The 12,344-nt window shown below is 62.6% G+C and carries 10 protein-coding genes; 4 read left to right on the top strand and 6 right to left on the bottom strand.

Features of this window, described 5'->3' with window-relative positions:
- Nucleotides 1–401: 401 nt before the first annotated feature.
- The 3 genes from DMP07_RS09010 to DMP07_RS07365 form a co-directional block, all read right to left on the bottom strand.
- A complete protein-coding gene (locus tag DMP07_RS09010) occupies nt 402–935 on the bottom strand; it encodes a DUF1667 domain-containing protein (protein WP_244594934.1) in 534 nt (177 codons plus the stop codon).
- Nucleotides 932–3,718: an FAD-dependent oxidoreductase gene (locus tag DMP07_RS07360; RefSeq protein ID WP_123198506.1), complete on the bottom strand. Its 2,787-nt coding sequence runs from the start codon at nt 3,716–3,718 to the stop codon at nt 932–934. The genes DMP07_RS09010 and DMP07_RS07360 overlap by 4 nt, the downstream gene beginning before the upstream one ends.
- Nucleotides 3,719–3,869: 151 nt before the next feature.
- A complete protein-coding gene (locus DMP07_RS07365) occupies nt 3,870–4,544 on the bottom strand; it encodes a flavin reductase (protein ID WP_123198507.1) in 675 nt (224 codons plus the stop codon).
- Nucleotides 4,545–4,946: 402 nt separating this feature from the next.
- On the opposite strand from DMP07_RS07365, the gene DMP07_RS07370 reads away from it, so the two are divergent.
- Nucleotides 4,947–5,987 carry a serine hydrolase gene (locus DMP07_RS07370; protein ID WP_161957051.1) on the top strand — a complete coding sequence of 347 codons (1,041 nt, stop codon included), beginning with the start codon at nt 4,947–4,949 and terminating at the stop codon, nt 5,985–5,987.
- A gap of 130 nt (nt 5,988–6,117) precedes the next feature.
- Nucleotides 6,118–7,368, top strand: coding sequence for an MFS transporter (locus DMP07_RS07375; protein WP_123198509.1), 1,251 nt, complete (start codon nt 6,118–6,120; stop codon nt 7,366–7,368).
- Between the two features lie 126 nt (nt 7,369–7,494).
- On the opposite strand, the gene DMP07_RS07380 is transcribed toward DMP07_RS07375, so the two are convergent.
- The 3 genes from DMP07_RS07380 to DMP07_RS07390 all read right to left on the bottom strand — a co-directional run bounded on the left by DMP07_RS07380 (nt 7,495) and on the right by DMP07_RS07390 (nt 10,516).
- Nucleotides 7,495–8,502 (bottom strand): dipeptidase, encoded by a 1,008-nt coding sequence (locus DMP07_RS07380; protein WP_123198510.1) that lies wholly within the window; start codon nt 8,500–8,502, stop codon nt 7,495–7,497.
- Between the two features lie 204 nt (nt 8,503–8,706).
- A complete protein-coding gene (locus tag DMP07_RS07385; RefSeq protein ID WP_123198511.1) occupies nt 8,707–9,630 on the bottom strand; it encodes a branched-chain amino acid transaminase in 924 nt (307 codons plus the stop codon).
- Between the two features lie 157 nt (nt 9,631–9,787).
- Nucleotides 9,788–10,516: an aspartate/glutamate racemase family protein gene (locus DMP07_RS07390; RefSeq protein ID WP_123198512.1), complete on the bottom strand. Its 729-nt coding sequence runs from the start codon at nt 10,514–10,516 to the stop codon at nt 9,788–9,790.
- Between the two features lie 136 nt (nt 10,517–10,652).
- Between DMP07_RS07390 and DMP07_RS07395 the strand changes: the two genes are divergently transcribed.
- Nucleotides 10,653–11,414 (top strand): sulfite exporter TauE/SafE family protein, encoded by a 762-nt coding sequence (locus DMP07_RS07395; RefSeq protein ID WP_123198513.1) that lies wholly within the window; start codon nt 10,653–10,655, stop codon nt 11,412–11,414.
- Nucleotides 11,415–11,476: 62 nt separating this feature from the next.
- Complete coding sequence (locus tag DMP07_RS07400) at nt 11,477–12,232, top strand: class I SAM-dependent methyltransferase (RefSeq protein WP_123198514.1); 756 nt, start codon at nt 11,477–11,479, stop codon at nt 12,230–12,232.
- The last annotated feature ends 112 nt before the right edge of the window (nt 12,233–12,344 follow it).

Genomic DNA, 12,344 nt, shown 5'->3' on the forward strand with positions numbered 1-12,344 from the left:
GCATGCATGCCCGATGCATGCGCTGTCATGGTTTCTTGCGGTGGCTGCGGCGCTTCGCCGCCATTCGCCCGAAAACAAAAAAGCACCCGGCGATGCCGGGTGCTTCAGGGTCCTTATGATGGGATGCTACAAGGAAGCTACCTTGTATGGACCGCAAGAAACACACGCGTGCATCGCAGCGTGTTACGTCGGTCCTGGCGTCGGAAGGAAAACTGCTGTGCGGTTGCGAACATGTCAGTTACTCCTTTCCGTCGAATCGCCGTTCGGGCATACATGGTACTTCGCTTTATTGCATTAAAGCGTGAATCGAACTTTAACGAATATTCCGAAACAATGCAAGGAGAAATATAAATTTTCTCATTTCGGAATATCTATGCATATATAAGGAACGCGCGAGCGCGTTAGAGCACCGTTTTCGTGGCGATCGCGTCGATTCCGGTGTCGCAAATATCGGCCACGACCACATCTCCTTCACGGACGGGAGGCTGCACGCGCGCGGCCGCGAGAACGGCGGCGACTTGCATGATCTTGTTCTTCGGAACGGGCTGCGCGGTCTTCACGCTCACGGGGCTGAGCCTGCCCTCGACGGGCACGCTCGCCGTGACCATGCGCACCGGATGGGTGGCTTCCTGGCGTGCATAATCCTTGCCGCGCTTGCACTTGTAGCCCACCACGCCCAGCGTATCGAGGCCCTCGTCGCTTTGCGAAAGCATCACCGTGAGCCTGCAGCCCAACGGACAGCAGATGCACGTGTACGTTTCCTCGAACGTGCGCTCGGGACGCCCCGTCTTCAGCGGCCCGCCCGGACGCGACGACGCGACGCCGCCCCACCGCGGCGCGTCGGCCTGCACGTTCTTGACGTCCGAACGCAGAAACGCCCGTTCGGTCGATGCGCCGGGCTTCGCGCCGGCGGCGGTTTCGTTGATATCGCTCATCGCTGCTCCTGCACCTTCACCGTCACTTCGACCGCCTGCGACAACGCGTCACCCGCGATGTCGATGCCCTGCATCTCAGCGGGCACCGCCACCGGCACGCGGCGCCTTTTGACCGTATGCCACGCGCCCTCGGCATCGCGCGCCTCGACGAGCACCGTCGCCGCCTCGAACGCCTTCGACGTGCGGAAACGCAGTGTGATACGCTCGGATTCGTCGCTGGCGAACTGCGGCACCGTGTAGCGCACGCCTTCGCCCGCCGTCACGGGAACGCCGCGGCGGGTTTCGTATCCCGCGACGCCCGCGGCGTGACGCGCGGCCGCCATGCCGGCGCGCTCGCCCTCGCTCGACACGAAGTCGACCAGGTCGTGGATGTGCAGCGCGTTGCCGCACGCGAACACGCCGTCGACGCCGGTCTGGAAATCGTCGTCGACCACCGGGCCTCCCGTCACCGGGTCGAGCTGCACGCCCGCGGCCGACGCCATGGTGTTTTCGGGCACCAATCCCACCGACAGAAGCAGCGTGTCGCACGCGATGCGCTGCTGCGTACCCGCGATGGGCTTGAACGTCTGCGGGTCGACGCGACTCACCTCGACGGCCTCGAGGTGCCCCTCGCCCTCGATGCGCGTGACCGTGCGCCCCGTATACAGTGGAATGCCGAAGTCGTCCAGGCACTGCACGATATTGCGGCGAAGGCCGCTGGGCTCCTGATTGATTTCGAAGACGCCTACCACGCGCGCGCCCGCGAAGGCCAGACGGCGGGCCATGATGAGGCCGATATCGCCCGAACCCAGAATGACCGCCTCTTTGCCGGGAAGGCACCCTTGCAGGTTCATCAGGTTCTGCGCCGAACCCGCCGAATACACGCCTGCGGGGCGCTCGCCCGCCACGTCCAGGGCGCCGACGCCGCGCTCGCGCGAACCCGTGGCCAGCACGACCGCGCCTGCGCGCACCTCATGCGACCCGAGCGGATCGACGTAAGACACCCGCAGCGCCTCGTCGTCGGCACGGCCGAATCCGAGCACGCTCGCCTCGGCCGCCACGTCGACGGAAAGGCCGCTCAGGCCGGCCAGCTCGCGCGAAGCGTATTCGGGGCCCGTCAGCTCCTCGCCGAAACGATGCAGGCCGAATCCGTTGTGGATGCACTGCTTGAGGATGCCGCCTTGGTCGGGCTCGCGGTCGATCACGAGCACCGACGCCCCTTCGCGAGCCGCCGACGCAGCGGCCGCGATGCCCGCCGCGCCGCCGCCGATCACCGCCACGTCGTAGGCTGTGCGCGCAGGATCCTGCGAGGCCTCAGCCTGTTCGCGCGCGGCATGGTCGAGGCGCGCGGTTGCGCAATACTGCTCGGGGGCCGCCGCCGCCAACATGCCGCCCGCCAGGCGCTTCGGCAGCTCATCGGGAGAAACTCCCAGCTCGCACGCCACGATCTTCGCTATTTCGGGAACGCAGAAGCCGCCGTTGCAGCCGCCCATCATGGCCTCGGTGCGCCACTTCACGGCATCGAGGCACAGCACGGGAATGCGGGTATGCAGCACGGCCGCCACGTCCGCTTCGCTGATTTTCTTGCAGCGGCACACAAGCCGTCCGGCGCGCGGGTCGGCGGCGATGGCGGCGGCGCGGCCCCGCTCGTCGAGCGCCGAGAACAGCGGCGGCATCTTCACCACGGGGTCGAACGATTCCTTGCGCGACGCGCCCACATACGCCGCGATGCGCGGCGCCATGTCGACGGCCACGGCGGGCGCCGACGTCAAACCGGGCGAATCGAAGCATGCCACGTTGAAGAATCCGGGCGCATCCGGCGCTTCGCCGATAACGAAATCGCCCGTGTCGCCCGTTGCGCGCACGCCCGCGAAATTCGCGATCTGGGTGCGCGGGTCGAGCCCTGGAAACGTCTTGCGCGCGGCATCGAAGATGAAGTCAAGCCCCTCGCGCTGCGTCGCAACGGCGTCTTTGCCTTCCTGCTCGACGGCGTTCGGGCCCACCAGGAGGTTTCCGTGCACCGTCGGCGACACGAGGACGCCTTTGCCCGCCTTGGTCGGCGCCTGGAACATCGTGTGCGCGAACTTCGCGCCCGCCGCCGTGTTCATGAGGCGGTAGTCGCCGCGACGCGGCGTGATGGAGAAGCCGGCGTCCGAAACGCAGGCGGCAAGCTCGTCTGCATGAACGCCCGCCGCATTCACCACGGCGCGCGCATGCACACGGCGGCCGTCGGCAAGCGCCAGCACGTATCCGTCGCCTTCGGCGGCACGCTCGATGCGCTCGACGCGCGACGAAAAACGAAACTCCACGTCGTTCGCAGCGGCGTTTTCGGCGGCACGCCACGCCACCTTGTACGGGTCGCAGATGCCGCCCGTCGGCGCCAGCAGGGCGCCGATTGCTTCAGGGGAGACGTTCGACTCCAGATCGCGCAGCTCGGCGGAGTCGATCACGCGCAGCCCCTCGACGCCGTTGCGCTCGCCGCGCTGCGCCAGCGCGCGCACGGCCTCCAATTCGTCATTCGTGAACGCCAAGACGATCGATCCGTTTTGCTTATAGGGAAATCCCAGTTCGGATGCCCATTGGGGGTATAAACGCGACCCTTCGACGTTATAATGCGCCTTCGCGCTGCCGGGTGCGGGATCGAACCCTGCGTGCACGATGCCGCTGTTCGCCCGCGTCGCCCCGCCGGCCACGTCGAGACCGGCCTCGAGCACCACGACGTCCGCCTTGAAACGCGCGCATTCTCGCGCCACGCAGGCGCCCGCGACGCCTGCGCCTACGATGGCGATATCGAACCTTTCCATACGCTCTCTTTCTTTTTTCGGATATCCGTTGCGCAGGATACGCCGGGCATGCCTTACGCATCGGGTCGCTCCGTCGAACCGCTTGTCCGCCTGTGCGAACGGCGCGCGAACGCAAAACGGGCGCCCCGCATACGGAACGCCCGCGAAAACCCTACAGTTCGATACGTTCGAAAAGCTCCTTGCCCACGCCGCAGATCGGGCAGCGGAAATCGTCGGGAAGCTCGTCGACGTATTCGATATGGCCGCAGATCGTGCAACGCCACGCCACTTTGCGCTCGGCGGCCTCCTGCGGCGCGGCGACCTCGACCTGCGCGTCAGGCGCTTCGTAGCTCGACGCCTTCGGGGGCGTCTTGCCGCCCTTGACCTGGTGATAGTATGCATACGTCATAGGCTCGTCGGAAGAAAGCGCCTCGGCCTGCACCACTTCGCCGACGATGAGCATGTGGGTTCCCAAATCGAGCGTGCCCTTCACCTTCGCCAGAAAATGGGCCACCGTCTGCTCGGCCACGTAGGGAATGCCCGCCTCGTCGAATTCGACCGCGGTGTCGGAGAATTTATCGGTGTCGGCGCTCGTATGGAAGCCGAAACGGCCGATCAGCTCCATCGTTGCGTTCTGCGACAAAACGGACGCCTCGAACATTCCCGACTCCAGGATGACCGCCGTGGTGGCGTTTTCCTTGTTGATGGCGATGCTCACCTGTGCGGGAGTCGAAGTGACCTGGGCGAACGTGTTCACAACGCATCCTGCCCTGCCCGATTCGCCCTGAGCCGTCACGATATGGAGTCCGTACGAAAGGCTCCTGAATGCTTTTTTGTCGATTGCCATAGCTGCCCCTTTCGATGCGCACAATGCCCTCACATCCGTCTCCAAACCTGAAAAAGCTCTGGAAACGGACTCTGTTCGCTGCGCAATTTCCATTGTTTCATTTTAGCCAAACCTGCTCGGTGCTACAGTTGCGAAGAAATATCGCTCATACCCAACCGAGGAGCATCGTTTATGACCGACGGAAATCATCGTCGTCCAGGCACCCGTGACAACAATGGGCTCGACGACGAAGCGCGCGAAAGAGCGCGCGAGCATCTGCGTCAACGCCAACAGGCCGAAGGCCGGCAAAGCGGCCCCGCACACGCGGCGGGTCGCGAGAAGCATGCCGACGCGCGTCCGCAAGCCCGTAGCGCGACCGACATGGCGGCTCGCGCCGCGGCAGGCGCGCGATACACAGCCGACATGGCATCCACCCTTCCCAAAAGCGCGCTGGCGATCGCGGCGGCGGTCGTGATCGCGATCGCAGGATTCGCCGTCTTCCAATGCACCCGTCCCGCAAATGAACCGGCAGCCGAACCCGAGCCCATCGCAACGCAAGTCGAAACGGCCGATTCCACGGAAGCCTCTGCGGAATCCGAGCCCGTGCGCTTCGAGCCGACCCCCGAAGCGCTCGATGGCGTCCCCGAAGGCAGCGGCCTGCAGACCTTCGCGCTTGCAGGCGAAGACGCACCCGGCCTCTCCGATACGCAACGTTCCGCCATCGAGGACGCCATCGACAACGCCGAAGAACACGGCGACGTCAGCCTGGTGTTCTACAACCTGGAAACCGGCAAGGGCATCAGCTACGATGCCGACACGACCGTCTACGGCGCCAGTTCGTTCAAGGCCCCATACGCGCTGTACGTATGCCAGACGCAGGTCGACACCGGCAAGATCGACCTCGAAGACTCCTGTCAGGGCACGAGCGCCTATGATCCCAATAGCTACTACAACGGCGGCTCCTATCCGTTGTCCGACCTGATCGCAGATGCGATCGTCTACTCGGACAACAACGCCTTCGGCTCGCTGCGCGACGCATTCGACTCCGAGGGCTATGACGAATGGGTCGACGGACTCGGTCTGGACGACGTGCACTATCGCGCCGATTCATGGTATCCGTGGTACTGCGCCCGCACGTCCGCCAAGCTGTGGACCGAAATGTATTCCTACCTGCAGACGCCGAGCGAGGCGGCACAGCTGCTCAACGAGCTCACGAGCCAGACGGAAGTCTCCTTCATCCGCGAAGCGTTGCGCACGACCGGCGCATCCGTGCAGGACAAAGCCGGCTGGTGCGCCGACTCCGACCCGCTTTGGAATGGCGTATGCGACGCGGGCATCGTGACGCTCGACGGCAAAACCTACATCCTCTCCATCATGACGGGCATGCCCGACGGAGATACGAGCTATGCGCTCTACGAAGACATCGCCGCGGCCGTCTTCGATGTACGCGACACGCTCGCGTAAGGCGCGTTCGCGCAACACGAATGACCGACGGGCGCTTACGGCAATGCGCCCGCAGGCCGTATAATGATCGGGCCGCGCGAATCGACCGCGCGGCCCGTATTGTTCGCATAGCTTGAAAAGAAGCGTTTCTATGGCATTTTCCATCGAAAACTGGCTCGTCAAACCCCAGCCGAGTCTCGGCGCAGGAGGACTGCTCATTCTGCTTGTTGCGGCCTCGCTCATTACGCCGCTTTCACTCGACATGTACACGCCCGCCGTACCCGGAATGGCGCGCTACTTCGACACCGACGTCTCGCTCGTGAACATGACGCTCGTGGGCTATTACGCCTTCTTCGCACTGGGCATGCTCGTGTTCGGACCGATGAGCGATAAGCACGGACGCCGCCCCGTGTTGCTGGCAGGCGTCGGCCTGTACAGCGCCTCATCGGCAGCATGCGCCCTGTCCCCCACGATCGAATTCCTCATCGGAGCACGTATCGCGCAAGCCCTCGGCGCCGGCGCCATCAGCGCCGTCTGCACGGCTGCAGTGAAGGATTCGTTCCAGACGTATTACCGCGAGAAGATTCTCTCGGTCATTCAGGTGCTGTTCGTCGTAGGGCCCGCCACCGCACCCGTAATCGGCGCGGGCGTCGTGGCCGTGGCCGATTGGCGCATGACGTTTTGGATTCTGGCGGCGATCGGCGTAGGATGCCTCGCCCTGACCGTGCTTTTCGAAGAAACGCTGGACGAAAAGGAGCGGTCGAGGGGAAACTTCTTCCATACCATGGCGCAACTCGTCGTTGTCGGCAAGAATCCCGGATTCATGACGTTTCTACTGCTGACCAGCCTTTTCGAAATTCCTTTCATGGGATATATCGCCGTCGGCTCGTATATCTACGTCGACTTCTTCGGCACGGGCGAAGTGGGATACAGCCTATTTTTCGCAGTAGCCGCGATCGTCATGGCGGCAGGACCGTTCATCTGGCTCGTGGCGTCGAAACGCGTCTCCGTTATTCGCTTCACCACGTTCATGCTGGCATTTTCCATCGCCATGGGAATCGTCATGCTGCTCGTCGGCCAAAGCAGCCCATATGCGTTCTGCGCCTGTTTCATCGCCTTCGCCATGGCCGAATCGTGCACGCGGCCTTACAGCATGAACATCCTGCTCGAACAGCAGGCGCGCGATGCGGGATCCGCATCGGCGCTGATGAACTGCATCCGCACGGCGATCGGCAGCCTGGGCATGGTCTTGGCGGCGCTTCCCTGGCCGAATTACGTCGTAGGCATCGGTGCATTGATCGTGGCGTTCATGACCGTATCGTTCGGCATGTGGGCGATGCTTCTGCGCTCGGGCATTCCGCTTGTCTGCGTGAAGGAGGATAGACCCGTCAAAATATGGTGACCCGCTTCGTCGCGGCAACGTAAAATCAAGAACCCCTGATGGAATACCCTTCAGGGGTTCTTTTTTCAGTAGCATCGTCAGCGCTGTCAGGCAGCATGCGTCGAAGACGGAACGGATAGGGCGCGCCTAGACCGTCTCGTTCCGCTCGAAGAAAGAACACGCGTTCTCGAAGCAGATCGCCTCGGCCACTTCCACGCCGAACTCCGCAGCGAACAGATCGTACAGCGTACCGACCTTTTCTGCGGGTTCGAGCCACTCGGGCACGTCGCACCCGTCGTAATCGCTTCCCAGCGCGACGACGCGTTCGCCGCCCAACTCGAGCATATGGTCGACATGGCGCAGCACGTCATCGCGCGTCACGGGGCCTGCGTCCGAAAGGAAGCGCTGGCAGAAATTCAGGCCCACGATGCCGCCGCGTTCCGCGAGCGCGCGGAACTGGTCGTCGGTCAAGTTGCGCGGATGGCCGCACACTGCGCGAGCGTTGGAGTGCGATGCGGCGAACGGACGCTGCGCCGCCTCCAGCACATCCCAGAAGCTGCGATCGTTAAGATGCGACACGTCGACGACCACGCGGCGCTGTTCGAGCGTGCGCACGGCATCGCGGCCGAAGAAGCTCAGGCCGTCGACGGTTTTGTTTCCGGAAGCGATGGCGTTTTTATCGTTCCAGGTCAACGTCAGCATTTTCACGCCCGCGTCGGCCGCTTCGTGAATGCGGTCGAGGTCCTCGCCGATAAACGATCCGCCTTCTACCGTGAACATTGCAGCGCAGCGGCCCGCGTCGACGATGCCGCGGATATCGCGCGCATCGCGCACCTGCTCGACCAATGCGGCGTGCTGTTCGAGCTGCCCCGCGAAGTAGCGGCGCACTGTGTCGAACACGCGGTAGCCGCCCTCGACGCCGATGTCATCGGGAATGAACGCAGCGAAGCACTGGCACCATGCGCAACCTGCACGCGCCATACGCGTCAGGTCGATATGGGCGTCGTTATCGGCCAGCGAGCTCATGCGGTGGGCGGGAATGGCGGCGTCTTCGGCCATGAAGCCGGCCTCGGGAATAACGCTATGCAGCGCCAGGCGGTCGAGCGTATCGCAATGCAAATCGAAGATACGCGTCGGCTGCGTGATGATAGACATGATGGATCCTTTCAAATACAAGAAGGGCTCCGGAATCGGAGCCCTTACAGAATACCGTCGAAATAGAAGGAAGGGGAATCCCCCGATCGGCCCGACCGGCGCAGGGAGCGTGCTTCGCACGTGACCGGAGCACGGAGGGACGAGACAGGGTGCCCGGCGGCTTTGCAGCGTCGACCCGTTTCGTCGGCCGAAAGGCCGACGAAACTACTCAACCTCGTACAGCCAGTCGCTGTATTCCTCAAGCTCGCCGGCGGTCATGGCGAAGAAGCGCTCCTGGATGGCCTTGGTAATCGGGCCGCGGCCGCCGATCGGGCGGTCGTCGATCGCCGCGACGGGCGTCACCTCGGCCGCAGAGCCCGTGAAGAACACTTCGTCGGCGGCGTACAGGTCGGCACGCACCAGGCGCTCTTCGACAACAGGAATATCCAGGTCCATAGCAAGGTTGAGCACGGTGTCGCGCGTGATGCCCTCGAGCAGTCCTTCGGCCACAGGCGGCGTGGAAAGCACGCCGTCGCGCACGATGAACAGATTCTCGCCCGTGCCCTCGCACACGTAGCCGGCCTCATTGAGCATGACGGCCTCGGAATAGCCGTGGGCCTTCGCTTCGAGCTTGGCCAGGATGGAGTTCATGTACGACGCAGAAGACTTCATCTGCGGCGGAATGGCGTTATTGGAACGCTGGCGCCACGAAGAAACGCCGGCGGTGATGCCCTTTTCGAGAGCCTCTTCGCCCAGGTAGGCGCCCCAGGGCCAACACGCGATGATCACATCGACGGGAGCACCCGTGGGATCGACGCCCATCTGGCCGTAGCCGTGATACACCAGAGGACGGACATAGCAGGAAGGAAGTTCGCAAGCCTTGATGGTCTCGAGCGTAGCGGCGACAAGTTCGTCGGCGGTGTACGGAACGTCGATCATGCACATCTTCGCGGAACGGACCATACGTTCCATATGGTCTTTCAGACGGAAGACGAAACTCTTTCCGGTCTCTTCGTTGTAATAGCAACGCATGCCCTCGAACACGGCCGAGCCGTAATGCAGGGAATGCGTGAGCACATGCGTGGTACACTCGGCCCACGGAACCAGCTCGCCGTTCTTCCAGATATACTTCGCTTCCTCCATCGCCATGGCCGATGCTCCTTCCCTGCGTACGCGACGCATTGCTCGAAACGATGCGCTTTAATTCGGTATCGAAGGATTATACTCCATCACAGTAGAGTGCGAAGTAAATTCAGTGTTACAGGACGCTTTCGCGAAAAACGCGGCGAACGGGAAGGACGCGAAGCTATTTCAAGCGGGCTCCGCATTCTTCGACGGCACGAACGGCAAGCACTTCGAGCGCGTCGACCACCAGCATCCCCTGAGCCTCGGAGGGCGCATCGATGACGGAAAGCTCGGTGCAGCCCAAAAGCACGCTGTCGCAACCGCGCTCGCGCAGATGGGCGCATACATCGTCGAAAGCCCGCATATCGGCAGGACGGCCCGCCTTCACGTCATCGTAGATGATGCTCATGACCTTGGCCTGATGCTCTTCGTCGGGAAACACGGCGACGAGGCCTTCGGCCTCGAGCGCCTGCTGCAGCACTCCCGCGCGGCCCGTTCCGTCCGTCGCCATGACGCCGACGACGGCCTTTCCTTCACGCGCAAGATAGCGCGCGGCCTCGAGCGGCATATGGAGGACATGCGCCGTGGTCAGGCACCCGAACGTCTCGTCGCTTTTGTAATGGCCTGTCACGCACGGCATGCACAGCACGTCGCAACCCATGGCTTCGAGCTCAAGCGCCGCCTCGCGCACGGCGGGAACGTAAGATTCGTCGCTTTTGCCCAGAATATAGGCGGTGCGGTCGGGAATCTGGGGGCGATTGAGAATCGTGATGTCTATATGGTCTTGGTCGGTGGCAGCATCGGTATGGTCGATGATGCGCATAAACAAGCTCGCCGTAGCGGCGGGGCCGAGCCCGCCGATGATGCCGAGCTTTTTCAACGCAGCGCTTTGGCCCATGAATTCCTCCATTCCGCCGATTCCTACGGCATGTATCCTTCGAGAATAAACCGCGCGGGCGGAGAGGAAGCGCCCGTGTCGCAAACCTCCATATTATAATCCTTTGCGTTTTGCCCGTTTTTCCCCTATTTTCGTCAGGACGAGGTTTATGGACCCCATCACATTGCTTATCGTTTGCCCGCTTGTCTTCCTTGCCGGATTGGTCGACTCCATCGCCGGCGGCGGCGGGTTGATTTCTCTGACCGCCTACTTGCTGGCGGGGCTGCCGGCGCATGCGGCGCTCGGAACGAACAAGCTTTCGTCCTCGATCGGAACGGCAGTGGCCACGGCCCGCCTTGCTCGCGGCGGCTACATCGATTTCAAGCTGGCCGTTCCCGCCGCCGTAGGCGCCGTGGCGGGTTCGGCGATCGGCGCGAAGCTCGCCCTGCTCACGCCCGACGGCATATTCCAGATCCTGCTGGTCGTGGCGCTTCCGTTCGTCGCCTTCGCCGTGCTGCGCAAACGCACGCTCGAAGCTCCCGAAGACGCCGAAATCTCGCCGCGCAGGCAATACGTCATCGTGGCCGTCGCTTCGGTGCTGCTCGGAGCCTATGACGGATTTTACGGACCCGGTACAGGCACGTTCATGCTCATCGCCTTCACTGCCGCAGCCAAGCTGCCCGTCAAGCATGCGTCCGGCGAAGTGAAGGTGGCCAACCTGGCATCCAACGTGGCGGCACTTGTCACCTTCTTCATGCACGGAGCGGTCTGGCTGGGTCTGGGGCTTGCGGCAGCCGTGTTCAGCATCGCCGGCAACTACCTGGGCGCAGGCATGGTCATGAAGGACGGCACGAAAATAGTGCGCCCCATCATCATCGCGGTACTCGCCCTGCTCTTCGTGAAAGTCATCTTCGACCTGGTGCTTCAATAGGTCGAACCGCCGCACCGCAATAACCCCTTATCCAGAAACGAATTGCCGGGAAGGAGCCGAAAATGGACGATACCGAAAACGTGCAGAATTACTATGGAAGTCTGTGCACGGAGATGTATGAGAAGCTGCACGGGAAAGCCCCCGAAGACGAACTGGAGTTCTACCTTTCCTATGCTGCGCCTGGAATGCGCATACTCGAACCCCTTTGCGGCAGCGGCCGTTTTCTGGTTCCCTTCGAGCAGCGAGGATTCGACATAACGGGCATCGACCTTTCGAAAGAGATGCTCGACAAGCTCGAAGAGAAATCGCCCGGCGCCAAGACGCTTCTTGCCGATGTGACCAGGTGCCCCGATATCGGGCCGTTCGACTACATCTTCATCCCATCAGGGTCTCTGTCCCTGTTCACCGACGACGAGGCGTGTCGCCGAGTGCTGGCTGCATTGCGGGCGATGATCGCTCCCGGCGGTGTATTCGTCTTTTCCGTCGACACCGTCAACAGCATCAGATACAGCGAAGAACCCGTTATCGATGCCCGCGTCGACATGGGGCACGGCAGAACGCTCACGCTGAAAAGCACCTACAATTTCGACGAGAAGGCGAAGGTCCTGCTCGCACCCGGCCTTTACGAGCTGAAGGAAGGCGGTTCCCTTCTTCGCAGCGAGACGATGGACTTCCGCATCCGTCTTTACGAAGTCGGCGAGATGGAGCGCATCCTCGACGAAATAGGATTTTCGTCCGTGCGCGCGTATTCGTCATTCGACAAGACGGGGAATCCGAGCAACGATTGCGACTGCTTCATCTACGAATGCCGTCCCTAGGCGTCCATGGCGACACGGCGGCGCAACGGGCCGCTGCGGCGTAAGCCTTCGAGGTCGAAAAAAGCGTCGGCACGAAGCCGACGCTTATGCATTCTCGATATAAACCACGCGA

Source organism: Slackia faecicanis, assembly GCF_003725295.1.
Classification (GTDB): domain Bacteria; phylum Actinomycetota; class Coriobacteriia; order Coriobacteriales; family Eggerthellaceae; genus Slackia; species Slackia faecicanis.